General features: G+C 71.6%; 15 protein-coding genes and 1 pseudogene. 6 read left to right on the top strand and 10 right to left on the bottom strand.

Annotated elements, in window-relative coordinates; translation table 11 throughout:
• Positions 1–110: 110 nt before the first annotated feature.
• The 3 genes from KUM38_RS36225 to KUM38_RS36215 all read right to left on the bottom strand — a co-directional run bounded on the left by KUM38_RS36225 (position 111) and on the right by KUM38_RS36215 (position 3,564).
• Positions 111–866, bottom strand: a complete 756-nt coding sequence (locus KUM38_RS36225; RefSeq protein WP_217136073.1) for an SDR family oxidoreductase — start codon at positions 864–866, stop codon at positions 111–113.
• 4 nt (positions 867–870) lie between these two features.
• Positions 871–2,652, bottom strand: coding sequence for a glycoside hydrolase family 15 protein (locus KUM38_RS36220; RefSeq protein ID WP_217136070.1), 1,782 nt, complete (start codon positions 2,650–2,652; stop codon positions 871–873).
• A 117-nt stretch (positions 2,653–2,769) separates the two neighbouring features.
• Positions 2,770–3,564 (bottom strand): SURF1 family protein, encoded by a 795-nt coding sequence (locus KUM38_RS36215; RefSeq protein WP_217136068.1) that lies wholly within the window; start codon positions 3,562–3,564, stop codon positions 2,770–2,772.
• Between the two features lie 257 nt (positions 3,565–3,821).
• On the opposite strand from KUM38_RS36215, the pseudogene KUM38_RS36210 reads away from it, so the two are divergent.
• The 3 genes and pseudogenes from KUM38_RS36210 to KUM38_RS36200 all read left to right on the top strand — a co-directional run.
• Positions 3,822–4,241, top strand: a pseudogene (locus tag KUM38_RS36210) (transposase); the annotation flags it as partial.
• A 140-nt stretch (positions 4,242–4,381) separates the two neighbouring features.
• Complete coding sequence (locus tag KUM38_RS36205; protein WP_217136066.1) at positions 4,382–4,855, top strand: N-acetyltransferase; 474 nt, start codon at positions 4,382–4,384, stop codon at positions 4,853–4,855.
• A gap of 214 nt (positions 4,856–5,069) precedes the next feature.
• Positions 5,070–5,318: a hypothetical protein gene (locus KUM38_RS36200; RefSeq protein ID WP_217136063.1), complete on the top strand. Its 249-nt coding sequence runs from the start codon at positions 5,070–5,072 to the stop codon at positions 5,316–5,318.
• 470 nt (positions 5,319–5,788) lie between these two features.
• On the opposite strand, the gene KUM38_RS36195 is transcribed toward KUM38_RS36200, so the two are convergent.
• The 5 genes from KUM38_RS36195 to KUM38_RS36175 all read right to left on the bottom strand — a co-directional run bounded on the left by KUM38_RS36195 (position 5,789) and on the right by KUM38_RS36175 (position 12,653).
• The gene (locus KUM38_RS36195) at positions 5,789–6,772 is read right to left on the bottom strand and encodes a DEDDh family exonuclease (protein ID WP_217136061.1); all 984 of its coding nucleotides are present in this window, start codon (positions 6,770–6,772) and stop codon (positions 5,789–5,791) included.
• 108 nt (positions 6,773–6,880) lie between these two features.
• Positions 6,881–7,867 carry a copper resistance D family protein gene (locus tag KUM38_RS36190; RefSeq protein WP_217136833.1) on the bottom strand — a complete coding sequence of 329 codons (987 nt, stop codon included), beginning with the start codon at positions 7,865–7,867 and terminating at the stop codon, positions 6,881–6,883.
• A 186-nt stretch (positions 7,868–8,053) separates the two neighbouring features.
• Complete coding sequence (locus KUM38_RS36185) at positions 8,054–9,415, bottom strand: CoA transferase (RefSeq protein ID WP_217136060.1); 1,362 nt, start codon at positions 9,413–9,415, stop codon at positions 8,054–8,056.
• Positions 9,416–9,503: 88 nt separating this feature from the next.
• Complete coding sequence (locus tag KUM38_RS36180; protein ID WP_217136058.1) at positions 9,504–11,036, bottom strand: S8 family serine peptidase; 1,533 nt, start codon at positions 11,034–11,036, stop codon at positions 9,504–9,506.
• A gap of 60 nt (positions 11,037–11,096) precedes the next feature.
• Positions 11,097–12,653 (bottom strand): S8 family serine peptidase, encoded by a 1,557-nt coding sequence (locus KUM38_RS36175; protein ID WP_217136055.1) that lies wholly within the window; start codon positions 12,651–12,653, stop codon positions 11,097–11,099.
• 267 nt (positions 12,654–12,920) lie between these two features.
• Here KUM38_RS36175 and KUM38_RS36170 point away from each other — a divergent pair, with 267 nt between their 5' ends.
• The 3 genes from KUM38_RS36170 (at position 12,921) to moaA (ending at position 16,049) form a co-directional block, all read left to right on the top strand.
• A complete protein-coding gene (locus tag KUM38_RS36170; RefSeq protein ID WP_217136053.1) occupies positions 12,921–13,277 on the top strand; it encodes a DUF485 domain-containing protein in 357 nt (118 codons plus the stop codon).
• Complete coding sequence (locus KUM38_RS36165; RefSeq protein ID WP_217136051.1) at positions 13,274–14,902, top strand: cation acetate symporter; 1,629 nt, start codon at positions 13,274–13,276, stop codon at positions 14,900–14,902. The genes KUM38_RS36170 and KUM38_RS36165 overlap by 4 nt, the downstream gene beginning before the upstream one ends.
• 157 nt (positions 14,903–15,059) lie before the next feature.
• Entirely contained in the window at positions 15,060–16,049 is a 990-nt protein-coding gene (moaA, locus tag KUM38_RS36160) for a GTP 3',8-cyclase MoaA (protein WP_217136049.1), read from the top strand.
• A gap of 26 nt (positions 16,050–16,075) precedes the next feature.
• Here the strand turns inward: moaA and KUM38_RS36155 are convergent, their stop codons facing one another.
• Together KUM38_RS36155 and KUM38_RS36150 are read right to left on the bottom strand one after the other, a co-directional pair.
• Positions 16,076–16,300: a hypothetical protein gene (locus KUM38_RS36155; protein WP_217136832.1), complete on the bottom strand. Its 225-nt coding sequence runs from the start codon at positions 16,298–16,300 to the stop codon at positions 16,076–16,078.
• A gap of 245 nt (positions 16,301–16,545) precedes the next feature.
• Positions 16,546–16,944 (bottom strand): DUF3099 domain-containing protein, encoded by a 399-nt coding sequence (locus tag KUM38_RS36150; protein ID WP_217136046.1) that lies wholly within the window; start codon positions 16,942–16,944, stop codon positions 16,546–16,548.
• Between the last annotated feature and the right edge of the window lie 174 nt (positions 16,945–17,118).

Raw genomic sequence — 17,118 nt, 5'->3', positions numbered from 1 at the left:
AATCGTGCCGCAGGGCGGCACGGGTGGGCGCGACAGCACCCCGCAAGCGCCGGGCCGCGCGACCACCCCCGCCCCGCACCAGCACAGGGCACCTAGGAAACGACCGGGCGTCAGAACCCGTGCCGGAAACCCCCGTCCACCGGCAGCATCACGCCCGACAGATACGACGCCGCCGGCGACAGCAGGAACGCCGCCGTACGCCCGAACTCCGCAGGGCTCCCGTACCGCCGCAACGGGATCCGAGACTCCGCCGCCTGCCGCGTAGCCTCCGGATCCGCCGACAACGAGTCCAGCTCCCGCACCCGATCCGTATCGATACGCCCGGGAAGCAGCCCCACCACCCGGACCCCCCGCGGCCCCAACTCGTCCGCCAGCGACTTCGCGAACCCCGCCAGCCCCGGCCGCAGCCCGTTGGAAATGGTCAGCCCGGGAATCGGCTCGTGCACCGACCCCGACAGCACGAACCCGATGACACCCCCCTCACCCAGCTCCGCCGCGGCCGCCCGCGCCATCCGCACCGCCCCCAGGAACACCGACTCGAACGCCGCCCGCCACTGCTCGTCGGTGGTGTCGGCGACGAACCCCGGCGGCGGCCCGCCCACGCTGACGAGGATGCCGTCGAAGCGCCCGAACCGCTCCCGCGCGGTGGCGATCAGCCGCGCCGGCGCCTCGGGGTCGGCGTTGTCGACGGCCACCCCGACCGCGTCCGGCCCCAGCGCGGCCGCCGCCTCAGCGACGGACTCCTCCTCCCGTCCCGTGACGACCACCTTCGCGCCGTCGGCGACGAGCTCCCGCGCGGAGGCGTTGCCCAGTCCGCGGGTCGCCCCGGTGACGACGTACACCCGGTCCTTCAGTCCAAGATCCATGGCCCTATCCTGCCCCCTCGCCCCCGAACAGGGCGAGGGCGGTGTTGACCAGGCCGATGTGGCTGAACGCCTGCGGAAAGTTGCCCAGCAGCCGCCCGCCCACCGGGTCGTACTCCTCCGCCAGCAGACCCACGTCGTTGGCGAGCACCAGCAGCCGTTCGAACAGCTCGCGCGCCTCCTCCGTCCTGCCGGTCATGTGCAGGGCGTCCGCGAGCCAGAACGAACACACCAGGAACGTGCCCTCCCCGCCCGGCAGCCCGTCGACGGCCGTCGCGTCCGGCGTGTAGCGGCGCACGAACCCGTCCTGCCCCAGCTCCGCGCGGACCGCGTCGATGGTGCCGAGCACCCGGGGATCGTCGGGCGGCAGGAAACCCACCCGGGGGATCAGCAGCAGCGCGGCGTCGAGTTCGCGGGAGCCGTACGACTGCGTGAACGTGTTCCGCGCGGGGTCGTACCCCTTCTCGCACACCTCCCGGTGCACCTCGTCGCGCAGCACGCGCCAGCCGTCCAGGTCCCCGTCGAAGTCCGGATGCTCCTCCAGCGTGCGCACCGCGCGGTCGGCGGCCACCCACACCATCACCTTGGAGTGCACGAAGTGGCGCCGGCCGCCGCGCACCTCCCACAGCCCCTCGTCCGGCTGCCGCCACGCCGTGCGCAGGAAGTCCATCAGCACCGACTGCAACGCCCACACGTCCGGCTGCGGGGAGAGTCCCGAACTCCGGGCCAGCGCCAGGGAGTCCATGACCTCGCCGTACACGTCCAGCTGGAGCTGGTTCACGGCGTCGTTGCCGACCCGTACGGGCGTGGCGCCGCCGAAACCGGACAGCCACGGCAGCTCGAACTCCGGCAGCCGCCGCTCGCCCGCGAGCCCGTACATGATCTGCAGGTCCGCCGGATCGCCCGCGACCGCGCGGAGCAGCCAGTTGCGCCAGGCCTCCGCCTCGTCCTGGTACCCGGCGGCCAGCAGCGCGTTCAGGGTCAGGGTGGAGTCGCGCAGCCAGCAGAAGCGGTAGTCCCAGTTGCGCACCCCGCCCGGCTCCTCCGGCAGCGAGGTGGTGGGCGCGGCGACGATGCCGCCGGTGGGGCGGTAGGTGAGCGCCTTGAGGGTGATCAGCGACCGGACGACCGCGTCCCGGTGCGGGCCGTCGTAACAGCACTGGGCCGCCCAGGCGCGCCAGTCCTGGACGCTGTGCCGCAGCGAGGAGTACGGGTCGACCAGCGGGGGCCGCGGCTCGTGGGAGGGGTGCCAGGTGAGCACGAACGCGACCCGCTCGCCCTCCCGCACCGTGAACTCCGAGACGGTGCACCGGTCCTCGCCCCAGGTCTCCACCTCCGGGACGCTGCGCAGCCACGCCGAGTCCGGCCCGGCCACCGCCACCCGGTGGCCGTCCTCCTTGCGCACCCACGGCACGACCGAGCCGTAGTCGAAGCGCAGCCGCAGTGTGCTGCGCACGGTCACCTCACCCCGTACGCCCTGCACGATCCGCACCAGGTCCGGCGCGCGGTGGCGCTGCGGCATCAGGTCGGTGACCAGCACCGCCCCCTCGGAGGTCTCCCACTCGGTGTCCAGGACCAGGGTGTCCTCGCGGTAGGAGCGGCGGGCGCACCGGTCCGCGCCGGCCGGGGCGATGCGCCAGTGCCCGTTGTTCTCGTCCCCGAGCAGCCGCGCGAAGCAGGCCGCCGAGTCGAAGCGGGGCAGGCAGAGCCAGTCGACCGAACCGTCCGCGCCCACCAGGGCAGCGGTCTGTTCGTCGCCGATGAGCGCGTAGTCCTCGATACGGTGCACGGGGTGCGGGTTCCCGGCAGCCGGGGGCGGCAATCAGGGGCGGACCCGGGGAGTGACGGTCCGTCGGCCGCCGCCGCGCCGTCGCCGGAGAAGACGACACCGGGGTCCGAGGGGGTGCTACACCGCCGCCGGTTCCGTCTCCTCGGCGTCCGTCTCCGCGGCCGCGGCCCGGGCTCGCTCCCGGGCCTCGCGGCGGACCAGCACGAACCAGCCGACCGGCACGGCCGCTGCGAACAGCCACCACTGGACGGCGTACGCGTAGTTCAGCGCCGCGTTCTCCTTGCCGGGGTTCCCGAGCCGCTCCGGGGTGCCGTCCTTGGGCTCGGGCGCCGTCTGCGCCACATAGCCGCCGAGCACCTGGGCGCCGAGGCGCTCCGCCTCCCGCTCGCTGTTGATCAGCATGATCTGCCGGTCCGGCAGGCCCTCGAGGTCCTTGATGCCGCTCGCCTCGGTCGTCTCGTCGGGCATCAGCCGGCCCTTGATCGTGGTCTCGCCGCGCGGCGGCGCGGGGACCTCGGGGAACGAGGTCCGGCCCGCCTCCGAGGGGATCCAGCCCCGGTTGACGAGCAGGATCTTGCCGTCGTCGAGGACGAAGGGGGTGAGGACGTGGAAGCCGACCCGGTCGTCGGCGTTGGTACGGCGGCGGACGACGACCTCGTCATCGGTGTCGAAGCGTCCCGTGGCGGTCACGGTGCGGTACCGCTCGGCGCGCGTCACGGCGTCCCCCGGCGCGGCCAGCCGCTCCACCGGCACCGGCTCGGCGGCCAGCGCGTCGGCGACCAGCCGGTTGCGGGCGTCGCGCTCCCCGTAGCGGTCCATCTGCCAGAAGCCCAGCCAGATCATCGTGGGGATGAGGAGCAGGGCGACCAGTGTGATGGTCACCCATTGGCGGGACAAGAGAAAGCGGTACACCCCACGACCGTACAACTCGGTCGCGGGGTGCTTTGAGGCGGGTACGTCCCTTCAGACCCGGTCGACGATCCCCGCCTTTCCCTCCGCGCGGGCGCAGTGGGCGCCGCGGTACCGGTGACCGTCGGCCTCGACGGAGTCATGCTCAAGACCTGGGGATCGAGCTCGGGGAGCACGCGAAGGGCGTACCTTCCCGAGTGATCGACTTGGTGGTCATCGAGTAGGCCGGTGTGCGCAGCACCGGTCGGGAAGGCACACCTGTGCTCAGCGTGGTCGACGCCGACGGCTCCACGCCGAACGGCTCCCTGATCGACGAGATCGTCCGCGAGGGCGCACGGCGGATGCCGGCCTCTGCCCTGGAGGCCGAAGTCAACGCATATATAGCCGAGTTGGTCGATCAGCGCGACGAGAACGGCCGACGGCGCGTGGTCCGCAACGGCTACCGCCGGCCCAGGAAGGTCACCACCGCGGCCGGGGCGGCGGAGGTGAGGGCGCCGCGGGTGAACGACAAGCGCGTCGACACTGAAACCGGCGAGCGCAAGCGGTTCTCCTCAGCGATTCCGCCGCCGTGGTGCCGCAGGTCCCCGAAGACCAGTGAGGTGCTGCCGCTGCTCTACCCGCACGGCCCGTCCTCCGGTGACTTCGTGCCCGCGCTGGAGCAGTTCCTCGGCAGCACCGCCCTCGCCGTGGTCTTCAAGCTCGTCGAGTCCGCCCAGGCCCGCCGGCGGGCCGTGAACGCACCCCGCTTGGTCGCCCTCGTCCGCGCCGGAGCCCGCTTCGAACGCGGCCGGCTCATCGAACGTCCTGGAGTGATCGCCGCATGAACGCCGTTGCCATGCGACCGGCGGTCCCGGCCGACAGCGAGTTCTGCTTCCAGCTCCACAAGGCCGCCATGGGTCACTACGTCGCGGCGATCTGGGGCTGGGACGACGAAGATCAACGCGCTTATCACGACCGCGGGTTCGAACCCGATCGATGGCAGGTCATCACCGTGGACGGGGTCGACGCGGGCGCATTGGTCGTCGAGTACCGCGAGACCGAGGTCTACCTGGGACGGATCGAACTTCATCCCCATTACCAGGGGCGAGGCATCGGTGCCCGGCTGATCCAGTCCCTGATCGATACCGCAGCCCAGCGGGGCCAGCACCTCATCCTTGACGTGCTCGCGATCAATACCCGTGCTCATGCCTTCTACCGGCGGCACGGTTTCCGGGAGGTGGCCCGGCACGGGGAGAACAACAGGAAGATTCGAATGCGTTTCACCGCCGGTAGACCAACGAGTGAAGATCGCTGAATCACCTGATCCACAAATCATGGGGAGCGTGTGACAAAAGAAGAGCGGCTGGAGAGATGGCTGTCCGAAGCTCCGGCCCGCACTGAGGCCCAGACGGACGAGATCCTTGAACTGACGGACTTGAAATGACGGCTACGCCGGGCCAGGCGTCGTACCTGGCCGACATGGCGCTGTCGGCTTGCGAGCGCCTTCCTGGCGGCTGACCATGATGCTTATGACACGTTGCGAAGTGTGCGGCAATGACTACTCGCTAGCGTTCACCGTGGAGACCCAGGACGGTGCTCGCCACGTCTTCGATTCGTTCGCCTGTGCGATCCATCGCATGGCCCCGATCTGCGAGCACTGCCGGGTGCAGATCATCGGTCAGGGCGTCGAGGCCGACGGTCACTGGTACTGCGGCGCCCACTGCGCTCGCGCCGAGGGGAAGGTGGGGATCGTCGACAAGGTTGGGGCACCGGCATAGAAAGCGGCTCCTTCCCTCCGGAAGGGGCCGTTTCTCGTTTCAGGGGGTGTGGAACGCCGGCTCGACCCGCGCGGGACCGAATCTGCCTCCCCGGCTCTCGGCCGGGTGAACAAGCACCGCTCGGAGCACTTTCCGAACGATGATCCGCCGGCGTTCCATCGACAGGTTCTCCCAGCCGTTCGCCGACAGCTCCTCCGTGCGTGAGACCGGCCCTTCTCGGCCTTGGCCACGTTCGCCCGGATCACACGGCGTCTGGTGTCCTCGCTGCTCTTGTTGGCGATGTCGACGAAGAGGCGGGCTGAGAACCGGCCGTCCGATCGAAGCCAGGGCGCTTCACGTTGCGCTTGAAGGCGCTGAGGTGGTTGTCCTCATGGGCCACAGGGCGAGCCGTCGGCCCGGCGTGGGCGAGCGGGCGGCGGGCGAGTCGCCCGCCGATCACCCGTCCGTACGGTCGGGCCCCGGCGTCCCGGTCAGCCTTCCGACGCGGGTTCGACGTTCCCGAGCAGCTGACCGAACGCGGCCTCGTCGACGACCGGGGTGCCGTACTGCCGGGCCTTGACCACCTTGGACGTGCCCGAGTCCGGATCATTGGTGACGAGGAGGCTGGTGAGCCGGGACAGGCTGCCGGCGACATGCAGCCCGGCCTCGGTCGCGCGGTCCTCCAGCAGGTCCCGCTCGATCGAGGTGTCCCCGGAGAACGCCACCCGCATGCCCTGCTTGAGCCGCCCGCCCGGTGCGTACCGCCCCGGGTTGGGGTACGGGCACGCGGGCCGCTTGCGGGACGGGCGCCAGCTGGCCGGCCGGTAACCGCCGGGGCCCGCCTGCTGCCCGGTACGGGGCCCGTCCGTCCACTCGGTCAGCGGCCGGCACTCGTGCAGCGGCAGCCGTACGCCGCCCGCCGCCGCGGCCCGCAGACTGGGCCGGAACGCCTCCGCCAGCACCCGCGCGTCGTCCAGCGCGTGGTGTGCCCGCCGCTGCACGACACCGAAGTGCGCGGCGAGCGACTCCAGCTTGTGGTTGGGCAGCGGAAGCTTCAGCTCCTTGGAGAGGGCGATGGTGCACAGCCGCTGCTTCACCGGCGCCTCGCTCCGCGCGCGGGCGTACTCCCGGGCGATCATCTGCCAGTCGAAGACCGCGTTGTGCGCGACCAGCACCCGGCCCTCCAGCCGGGTCGCGAACTCCGCGGCGATCTCCTGGAAGAGTGGCGCGCCCTCGAGCGCGTCGCTCGTCAGGCCGTGTATCCACACCGGGCCCGGGTCCCGCTCCGGATTGATCACCGTGTACCAGTGGTCCTCGACCTCGCCGCGCGCGTCCAGCCGGTAGACGGCCGCGGAGATGATGCGGTCGTCCCGGGCCAGCCCCGTGGTCTCCACGTCGACGACCGCGTATCCCTGCGGGTACGTGGTCGGCCACTCGGTGGGGGAGGACGCTGCGGTCGTGAGGTCGTCGAGCATGGTTCACGAGGATACGGGCCCGGACTGACACCGCCGGCCGTCAGGTCCCCGGCGCACGGCCCGCACCTTCGGGCGCCGGGAATGTCCGTACGAGCCGTGAAACCCCGTTCACCAGCGGATCGGCACCGGCAGCGTGGTCAGCAGTCCCGACACCGCGATCACCACGCCGAGCGCGTACACCTCCGCCCGCGCGGGGGAACAGGCGGTCAGCGGGTCCTGTGCGCGGGCCAGTCGGATCCGGGCCCACAGGGCGAGGACGGCGACCCCGGCCGTCAGGACCACCTTGGCGAGCAGGACACGCCCGTACGCCGTGTCCGTCAACTGCTCCAGGACCGTCTCCGGCGGCATCCGGCGCAGCGAACTGCACACACCCGTCGCGGTGATGGCGACGAGCAGCACGGCCGCCACGCGCGCGTAGCGTCCCAGCAGCGCGGCGCCCGCCTCCGCGCTCCGCCACAGCCGCAGGGTGCGCAGCACGTGCAGCAGACCGCCCACCCAGAGCGACGCGCAGACCAGGTGCACCAGGGTCAGCCCGGAGCCGACGAGCGGGCTGTACTCGGTCGTCGGATGCGCGCGCAGCGCCTCCGCGACGATCACCGCGGCCAGTGGCCACACCTGGGTGCCGGGGCGGCCGGACGCCGCACACAGGGCCGCCGCGAGGAAGGCGTTGACCTCGAGGAGGGCGAGTTTGCCGTCCCTGGAGTCGTAGAGACCGCCGATGTCGATGTCGGCGAGGCTGTCGGGCACCAGGTTGCCGGTGGCCACGACGGAGGCGAGTCCGAGGGCGGCCACGAAGCCGACGGAGTTCGCCGCGGTGGACCAGCCGCGGGGCACGGCGGGGGGAGCGCCGGGCACGGAACGTGCCAGCCGCCGCACGAACAACTCACCCACGGGTATGGACAGCGCCGCGAACAGCACCGTCCGCAGCAGGGCTATGCCACCCGTACCGGGCGCGTCGGCCTCCCCGGTGCCGTGCAGCGCGGGCGACGGCCCGAACAGCGGTATCACCGCCCCGAGCGCCACCAGCGCGAGCACGGCGACGGCCCGCCCCCGCCCACCCCTGTCGACACCGTCCGCCTCGCCCCTGGCCCTCATCGAACTCACCCCAGGATCTTCACAAGGCCGCACAGAACCGGGCAAGTACAGGGCCTGCCCCCCACTACGGGCAATCGTGCCGCTGGGGCGGCACGGGTGGGCGGTGGGGGTACCTCCCGCTCGAGCGCAGCCGAGAGTGGGGGAGGCACCCGGCCAACGCCGGCAAGTGAAACCCCGCGCGGCCCGTCAGACCCACCGAGCCGAATCGGCTCCCCAACGGCCGGGCGCCCGCGCCCAGTCGCGCGGCCCACCCTCGAACACCACCGGCGACAACGCGTACCGCAGCCTCCCCAGCGGACTGTCCCGCTCCGCGAGCCACCGCCCGACGGGCACGTCACCAGAACCGTCGGCACCTCCACGCCCTTCCAGCAGCCACCCCGCCGTCCGCGCCAACGCCACCCGCACCACCCTGCTCCCGCCCACCTCCACCTGCTCGCCGAGCGCCCGCAACACCCCCGCCGCCAGCAGGTACCCCGTACCGTGATCGAGCGCCTGCGCGGGCAGCGCCCCCGGCCGCCCCGCCGAAGCACCGCTCTCGACCGCCGCGATCCCCGTGGCCACCTGCACCAGGCTGTCGAAGCCGCGCCGCCCGCCCCACGGCCCGTACGCGCCCCACGCCGACAGCTGGGCCACCACCACCCCGGGCCGCCGCTCGGCCAGCGCACCGGGCGTCAGCCCGAAGCGGTCCAGGGCGCCCGGACGGTACCCCGTCACCACCACGTCCGCCGTCGCGAGCAGTTCCTCGAGCACCTCCCGGCCGGCCGAGAGGTCCAGCAACGCCGACCGCTTCCCGAAGCCCGTGTCGGCGTGCTGGTCGACGAGTTCGGGCAGCCCCGGCGCGTCCACGCGCAACACGTCCGCGCCGAGCAGGGCGAGCGTGCGGGTGGCGACCGGGCCCGCGATCACCCGGGTGAGGTCCAGCACCCGCAGCCCCGCCGCGGGCAGCAGCGGATCCCGGTCCACCGGAGTGAGCACCCGCGCGGGGGCCGCGTCCAGCCGCTCGCGTTCCACGAGGGGCCGTTTCGCCACCTCCACGCCCTGCTCGTGCGCCGCCCACTCCTCGGGCGTCCGCAGGGCGACGGCGAGACCCCCGGCCGCGCACACCGCCTCCTCGACCTCACGCGCGGAGCGCTCCGCGAGCGCCGCCGCCACCGCCTCCGGGTCCTCCGGCACGCCCAGCACGGACAGCAGCCGGGCCCGGTGGTGCGGATAGTTGGCGTGTGTGCGCACCCACCCGTCGGCCGTGCGCCAGAACCGCGACAGCGGCGCGAAGGTCTCCGGGGCCCGCCCGCCGACCAGCAGGTGCCGCTCGCTGACGAACGCCGTGGCCACCGCCCCGTCGTCCACCCGCACCGCCGGCACCTCGCCGCCCGTCCGCCGTGCCCCCAGCTCGGCGGCGGCCAGCGCGCACGCGCCCACCCAGGCGCGCGCCGACTCCCGTACCGGCAGCCGGGAGGGGAGCACACCGGGCCGTTCGACGGCCGACACGCGTGCGAGGAGGGCGGGATCGCCGCCCAGGGCGGACCACACGGCCGCGAGATCGGTCATGACCGCACTATGCCGTACCGCGACGCGAGAGGGGCCGGGCGCGATCGCCCGGCCCCCGCCGCTCACACTTCCCGCGCGACCACCGCGACTACCGCGTCACCGCGTCCAGCGCGTCGGCCGTGCCCCAGCCGTAGAAGCCGTTGCGGTTCTTCGGGCCCTCGCACACCGCGTCGACCTTGCCGTCGCCGTCGATGTCGTACGGGTCCGTGCACGCGGTGGCGTCGGCCTCCGCGTACAGCAGGGCCTTCACCAGCGCCGGCGAGGCGTGCGGGTGCGTCGACCTGATCAGCGCGGCGACGCCCGCGACGTGCGGGGACGCCATCGACGTACCCGCCATGTAGCCCCACTTGCCGCCGGGCAGCGTGCCCAGGATCAGACCGCTGGTGGCGGGCGGCTCCGGCGTCTGGTACGCCGTCGAGTCACCGCCGGGCGCGGCGATGTCGACGACACCCCGGCCGTAGTTGGAGAACGACGACTTCAGGCCCTTCGCACCGGTCGCCGCGACCGTCACCACACCCGGCAGCTGGGTCGGTATGTCGTAGCACTCGGACGGGTCGATCACCCGGTCCGACGGGGTGGAGTCGTTCGGGGAGACCGGGTCGGTGATCTCGTCGGCCGCGAGGTCGTAGTTCTCGTTGCCGGCCGCGGCCACGTTCACCGCGCCCTTGCGCTCCGCGTACTTCGACGCCCGGGTGACGGCCTCGACGAGCGCCTTCTGGTCCGGGTCGTCGGTGCAGTTGAAGTACCAGGGGTCGGTGTAATAGCTGTTGTTGGTGACGTCGACCCCGTGCTCGGCCGCCCACACGAAGCCGCAGACCACGGCCTCGGTGTAGAAGAAGCCGTCCGGGTTGGACACCTTGATGCCCGAGACCTTCACGCCGGGCGCGACACCGGTCATGCCGACGCCGTTCTTGGCGGCGGCGATCTCACCGGCGACGTGCGTGCCGTGCGCGCTCTCCGACGGGCCGGGACGCCAGGCGCCCTCCCTCGTGTCCGGCTTGCCCGACACGCAGTTCACCGACGCGGCCCGGTCGAAGTTGGGCGCGATGTCCGGGTGGGTGTCGTCCACACCGGTGTCGATGACGGCGACGGTCACCTTCGAGCTGCCCAGCGACTTCTCGTGCGCCTGGTCCGCCTTGATGGCGGGCAGGTCCCACTGCAGGCCCTGGAGCGGGTCCTGCCCCTCGGCCGCCGCGGACCCGGCCCGGGCGATCTCGGCGGCGCTGAGCGCCTTCGGGGTGACCGTGTCCGCGGTGGCCGCCGACGGCAGCGGCGCGGTACGGGTGGCGCCGGCCGACTGCACTCCGCGCACCGTGCGGATGGTCTTCGCGAAGTCGGCGTTCGACGAGTGGACGACGATGACGCCGATCTTGTCGTACGACGTCACGATCGTCCCGCCGGCCTTGCCGATCGCCTTCTTCACGTGCGCCGACGTGCCGTGCCCGCCCTTGACGTTGACCACGTAGCTGAGCGGGGTCGCGTCGGCGGAGGCCGCGACCGGCTGCTCGGGGGCCGGGGCGGCCGTGGCCGCGGTGTTCGGCAGGAAGGCGAGCGCGGTCGCCACGGCCATCCCGGCCGGGATGACGAGCGCGCGGCGGTGACGCGGGTGAGACGCTGTCATGGAGTCTCCAGTTCGTTCACGAGTGCGGTCGGAAGAGCGGGAAGGGGGAGGCGGCGGCGCTCACTTGACGGCGCGCAGCGCGTCGACGATGCCGGAGCCGTAGAAGCCGTTGACCCGGTCGCCGCCCTCACAGGTGGCGTCCTGCGTGCCGTCGCCGTCCTGGTCGTAGGAGTCGGGGCAGCCCGGGTTGTTCGCCTGGGCCTTCAGCAGCTCCTGCAGTTGGGCGGGCGTGGCCCGCGGGTGCTCGGACTTCAGCAGCGCGGCGACACCGGCGGCGTGCGGCGAGGCCATCGAGGTGCCCTGCAGGAAGGCGTACGCGCCGTTCGGCATGGTCGACAGGATGCGGCCGTCCTTCGACGGCGTGTCCGGCAGCTGGTAGCGGCGGTCGCCGCCCGGCGCGGCGACGTCGACGACGCCCTTGCCGTACGTGGAGTAGTACGACTTGAGGTTCTGCACGCCCGTCGCGCTGACCGTGACGACGCCCGGCAGCTGGGTCGGTACGTCGAAGCACTCGTGCGGGTCGATGGTGCGCGGCACCGGTGTGGAGTCGTCGGGGCTGGAGTCGTCGACGATCGCGTCGGAGTCCAGGTCGTGGTTGGAGTTGCCGGCCGAGGCGAGGTGCAGCGTGCCCTTCTTCTGCGCGTACAGCTGGGCCCGGTTGACCGCGTCGACGATCGCCTTCTGGTCCGGGTCGTCCGTGCAGTTGTACAGCCACGGGTCCACGTAGTAGCTGTTGTTCGTGATTTCCACGCCGTGGTCGGCGGCGAACACGAACGCGCAGACGACGTTCTCCGGGTAGAACAGGCCGTTGTCCGGGTCGCTGACCTTGATGCCGGCCACCTTCACGCCGGGCGCGACACCGGCGACGCCGACGCCGTTGCGGGCCGCGGCTATCTCACCGGCCACATGGGTGCCGTGGTAGTCGTCGGCCGTGTACGGCCGCCAGGCGCCCTCGCTGGTGTCCGCCTTGCCGCCGACGCAGTTGGCCGACTGGGCGGCGGAGAAGTTCGGGGCGAGGTCCGGGTGGGTGTCGTCGACGCCGGTGTCGATGACGGCGACGGTCACCTTGCGGCTGCCGTCGTTGATCTTCGCGGCCCGGTCGGCGCCTATCGCCCGCAGGTCCCACTGGTCGGCCTCGAGCGGCTCGCTGCCGGGCGTCCGCGCGGAGGCGGCCTGCGTCCGCGCGGCCTCGGCGGTGCTCAGGTAGTCGGCGGCGCCCTCGTCCGTCGTCCCGGCCGCGGTCAGCGGCGCGGTGCGGGTGGCGCCGGCGGACCGGACCCCGCGGGTCTCGCGTATCTCCTTGCCGAAGTCCGGGTTGGCCGAGTGGACGACGATCACGCCGATCCTGTCGTACGTGACCACGACCTTCCCGTCGGCCGCGGCTATCGCCCGCTTCACCGACGCGATCGTGCGGCGGTCCGCCTCGGTGTTGACGACGTACGCCAGGGCGGGCGCGTCCGCAGCCTGCTCGGCCGGCGCCGTCCGCGGGGCCGCCGAGGCCGCCGAGGCCGCCGAGGCCGCCGAGGCCGCCGCCGGCAGGAAACCGAGCGAGGCGGTCAGGGACAGCACGACGGGCACGGCGAGGGCGAGCCGGCGCCGGGAACGCAGATGAGCCATGGGGTCTCCACATCATCCGGAAACAAGACCGGCCCGAGGCACAAGGGTGGTGCTCGGGCAGGTACATGACGGGGGTGCAGGGTGAAGCTATCCCGCGCTCTCGCTGGCCAGCAATGTTTTGCCGGAAACGTCTTCGGAAAGCGCCAGGGGAAAAGAACGGCGGAGAGTTGAACCGGTCCTCGCGTGGCGCCGTGCCCTTGGGCAGGAAGCGCGAGGACACTCGCCTTCGTCCCCGCCCGAACCGAAACCGCACCGCGAGGAGACTCCGTGGCCGCCGAAGCACCGCCCCCCTCGACAGGACAACACAAACTCCCCACCCCCGAGGAGTTCACCGAGGTGCAGGAGAGCGCTGAGTTCGGTGAACTGCGCCGCTCCTACCGCTCCTTCGCCTTCCCGCTGACCATCGCCTTCATCATCTGGTACTTGCTGTACGTCCTGCTCTCCAACTACGCGGGCGACTTCATGGGCGCCAAGCTGTTCGGCAACATCAACGTCGCCTTCGTCTTCGGCGTCCTGCAGTTCGTCACCACGTTCCTCATCGCGTGGTGGTACTCCCGGCACGCCGCCGCCAAGCTCGACCCCAAGGCCGAGGCCATCAAGACCCGTATGGAGGGCGGCGCATGAGCCCCGCGATCACCCATGTCACCCTCGCCGCGAACGAGGCCAGCGAACACCGCGGGCTCATCATCACCCTGTTCGCGCTGTTCGTCCTCGCCACCCTCGGCATCACCATCTGGGCCGGCCGGCAGACCAAGGACGCCGCCGACTTCTATGCGGGCGGACGCCAGTTCAGCGCCTTCCAGAACGGACTCGCGGTCTCCGGCGACTACATGTCGGCCGCGTCCTTCCTCGGCATCGCCGGCGCCATCGCCCTCTTCGGTTACGACGGCTTCCTGTACTCCATCGGCTTCCTGGTCGCCTGGCTGGTCGCCCTGCTCCTGGTCGCCGAGCCACTGCGGAACTCCGGCCGCTACACCATGGGCGACGTCCTCGCCTACCGCATGCGCCAGCGCCCCGTGCGCACCGCCGCCGGCACCTCCACCATCGTCGTGTCGATCTTCTACCTGCTGGCCCAGATGGCGGGCGCGGGCGTCCTCGTCTCGCTGCTGCTCGGCATCACCTCCGACGCCGGCAAGATCCTCATCGTCGCCCTCGTCGGCATCCTGATGATCGTGTACGTCTCCATCGGCGGCATGAAGGGCACCACCTGGGTCCAGATGGTCAAGGCCGTCCTGCTCATCGGCGGCACCATCCTCATCACGTTCCTGGTGCTGCTGAAGTTCAACTTCAACATCTCCGACCTGCTGGGCAGCGCCGCCGAGAACAGCGGCAAGGGCGACGCCTTCCTCGAGCCCGGCCTGCAGTACGGCGCCGACGGCACCACCAAGCTGGACTTCATCTCCCTCGGCATCGCCCTGGTGCTCGGCACCGCCGGTCTGCCGCACATCCTGATCCGCTTCTACACGGTGCCCAACGCCAAGGCCGCCCGTAAGTCCGTGAACTGGGCCATCGGCATCATCGGCGGCTTCTACCTGATGACCATCGCCCTCGGCTTCGGCGCCGCCGCGCTGATCTCCCAGGACGAGATCATCGCCTCCAACCCGTCCGGCAACACGGCCGCCCCGCTGCTCGCGCTGCACCTGGGCGGAGTCGACTCGGCCTGGGGCGCGATCCTGCTCGCCACCATCTCGGCGGTCGCCTTCGCGACGATCCTCGCCGTGGTCGCCGGACTGACCCTGGCCTCGTCGTCCTCCTTCGCGCACGACATCTACGCCAACGTCATCCGCAAGGGGCAGGCCACGGAGAAGGAGGAGATGAGGGCGGCCCGCTGGGCGACCGTCGCCATCGGCGTCGTCTCCATCGCGCTCGGCGCCCTCGCCCGCGACCTGAACGTGGCCGGCCTGGTCGCGCTGGCCTTCGCGGTCGCCGCGTCCGCCAACCTGCCGACCATCCTCTACAGCCTGTTCTGGAAGCGGTTCACCACCCAGGGCGCGCTCTGGTCGATCTACGGCGGTCTCATCGTCGCCGTCGGCCTGGTGCTGTTCTCGCCCGTCGTCTCCGGCGACCCCAAGGCGATGTTCCCGGACGTCGACTTCGCCTGGTTCCCGCTGAAGAACCCGGGCATCATCTCCATCCCGTTCGGCTTCCTGATGGGCTGGCTCGGCACCGTCCTGTCGAAGGAGGAGCCCGACGCCAAGAAGTACGCGGAGCTGGAGGTCCGGTCCCTGACCGGAACCGGCGCCCACTGATCCACACCCCGCGCGGCCGCGTCGTACGGACCTCTGGAGGTCCGTACGACGCGGCCGTTCGTCATCTCGTCACATCGGGTCGCTGTGGGTTGTCGGTGGCGTCACGTAGGCTCGCAGACAGCCGGGCATGAGTGATCCGCGTCGAGGGAGGGGCCGCGTGCTCATCGACACCTACGGCCGAGTGGCCACCGACCTGAGGGTCTCGCTGACCGATCGGTGCAATCTGCGCTGTACCTACTGCATGCCCGAGGAGGGGCTGCAGTGGCTGGCCAAGCCCGATCTGCTCACCGACGACGAGATCGTCCGCCTCGTCGAGATCGCCGTCACCTCCCTCGGCGTCGAGGAGGTCCGCTTCACCGGCGGCGAACCGCTGCTCCGCCCCGGCCTGGTCGGCATCGTCGAGCGCGTCGCCGCCCTGGAACCCCGTCCGCAGACGTCCCTCACCACCAACGGTATCGGGCTGAGGCGTATCGCGCCCGCCCTGAAGGAGGCGGGCCTGGACCGGGTCAACGTCTCCCTCGACACCCTGCGCCCGGACGTCTTCAAGACCCTCACCCGCCGCGACCGCCACCAGGACGTCCTCGACGGCCTGTCCGCGGCCCGCGAGGCCGGACTGACCCCGGTGAAGGTCAACTCGGTCCTGATGCCGGGGCTCAACGACGACGAGGCCCCCGACCTCCTCGCCTGGGCCGTGGAGCACGACTACGAGCTGCGCTTCATCGAGCAGATGCCCCTGGACGCCCAGCACGGCTGGAAGCGCGAGGGCATGATCACCGCCGGGGACATCCTCACCTCCCTGCGCACCCGTTTCGAGCTGACCCCCGAGGGCGACGAGGCACGCGGCTCCGCACCGGCCGAGCGCTGGCTGGTCGACGGCGGCCCGCACCGCGTCGGCGTCATCGCCTCCGTCACCCGCCCCTTCTGCCGCGCCTGCGACCGCACCCGCCTCACCGCCGACGGACAGATACGCACCTGCCTGTTCGCCACCGAGGAGACCGACCTGCGCGCGGCGCTGCGCTCCGGCGCCCCCGACGAGGAGATCGCCCGCCTCTGGAAGCTCGCCATGTGGGGCAAGAAGGCGGGCGCGGGCCTGGACGACCCGGCCTTCGTCCAGCCGGACCGCCCCATGTCCGCGATCGGGGGTTGAGAGGACGCCATCGGCGGCCGAGAGCGCTAGGCCCCTTCCGGAGCCTCCCACTCCTCGAACCGGACGACGTCCTTCAGGAATCCGCGCACCCCGAGGAACTGCGACAGATGCTCGCGGTGCTCCTCGCAGGCGAGCCAGGTCTTGCGGCGCTCCGGCGTGTGCAGCTTGGGGTTGTTCCAGGCGAGCACCCACACGGCGGCGGCGCGACACCCCTTGGCGGAACAGATCGGCGTCTCGGGATCAGGGACCATCACACCGCCGACCCTAACCCGATCGGCACAGTGTGAAATGCCGGGGAAAAGGCGACGCCGAGCAGCCACGGGGGGAGCTGCCCGGCGTCGGTCCGTCGCTCCGACGGGGGATGCGGAGCGCGTACGAAGTATGTCACGGGTCACCCCGCCCCCGGCACCGGAACAACATGATTGATCTGAGCTTTTCCTGAGCTTGGCGGGTAAGCGCCTTCCGCTTGACGCGCTTTCCCCTCACACCCCGATCTTCACGACCGCTCGGGCCGCTCCGTTCGTGCGTCCGGCGCCGCCTGCGACGCCATATCTTCCGCATCGGATTCCGCGGAACCGTCATTCGTCCGCGGCGGTGCGATCATCGGCCTCATCGGTGTCGTCACGAAGGTCGACGGCAGTGACGGCGCGTTTTCGCGCCCGGCGTTGGCGATCACCACCGCGATGTACGGCAGGACCAGCCCGAGCACCAGCGCCACGATCGCGACGTGCCGCTCCACGTTCCACAGCGTCGCCGCGAGGATGACCGAGATCGTACGGACGGTCATCGAAATCACGTATCGGCGCTGCCTCGCCCGCACATCGTCATGGAGGCCCGCCCGGGCGCCGGTGATCCGGAACACCTGGACGCTGCCGCCGCCATGCTGCTTCCGCATCACATTCCACCATCCGCCCGCATCGGACCTTCCACTTACCTGACCGGCCGGCACCCCGTCCCGTGACACCGGGTCCGGACATGTCCACGTTACGCCGTGCCCGACCGGGTCACGAGGGCGGGTCGCCCCGCCCCGCGGCGCCCCGCCTGCGCCGTAGTGCGTACGGCATGCCCG

Source organism: Streptomyces sp. AC558_RSS880, from assembly GCF_019049255.1.
Taxonomy (GTDB): Bacteria; Actinomycetota; Actinomycetes; order Streptomycetales; family Streptomycetaceae; genus Streptomyces.
This window is presented reverse-complemented; position numbering and strand designations above follow the sequence as displayed.

Coding starts and splice junctions, on each gene's coding strand:
- KUM38_RS36225 (WP_217136073.1), bottom strand. CDS start 866: ATGGATCTTGGACTGAAGGACCGGGTGTACGTCGTCACCGGGGCGACC.
- KUM38_RS36205 (WP_217136066.1), top strand. CDS start 4,382: ATGAACGCCGTTGCCATGCGACCGGCGGTCCCGGCCGACAGCGAGTTC.
- KUM38_RS36200 (WP_217136063.1), top strand. CDS start 5,070: ATGACACGTTGCGAAGTGTGCGGCAATGACTACTCGCTAGCGTTCACC.
- KUM38_RS36195 (WP_217136061.1), bottom strand. CDS start 6,772: ATGCTCGACGACCTCACGACCGCAGCGTCCTCCCCCACCGAGTGGCCG.
- KUM38_RS36190 (WP_217136833.1), bottom strand. CDS start 7,867: ATGAGGGCCAGGGGCGAGGCGGACGGTGTCGACAGGGGTGGGCGGGGG.
- KUM38_RS36185 (WP_217136060.1), bottom strand. CDS start 9,415: ATGACCGATCTCGCGGCCGTGTGGTCCGCCCTGGGCGGCGATCCCGCC.
- KUM38_RS36180 (WP_217136058.1), bottom strand. CDS start 11,036: ATGACAGCGTCTCACCCGCGTCACCGCCGCGCGCTCGTCATCCCGGCC.
- KUM38_RS36175 (WP_217136055.1), bottom strand. CDS start 12,653: ATGGCTCATCTGCGTTCCCGGCGCCGGCTCGCCCTCGCCGTGCCCGTC.
- KUM38_RS36165 (WP_217136051.1), top strand. CDS start 13,274: ATGAGCCCCGCGATCACCCATGTCACCCTCGCCGCGAACGAGGCCAGC.
- KUM38_RS36155 (WP_217136832.1), bottom strand. CDS start 16,300: ATGGTCCCTGATCCCGAGACGCCGATCTGTTCCGCCAAGGGGTGTCGC.
- KUM38_RS36150 (WP_217136046.1), bottom strand. CDS start 16,944: ATGCGGAAGCAGCATGGCGGCGGCAGCGTCCAGGTGTTCCGGATCACC.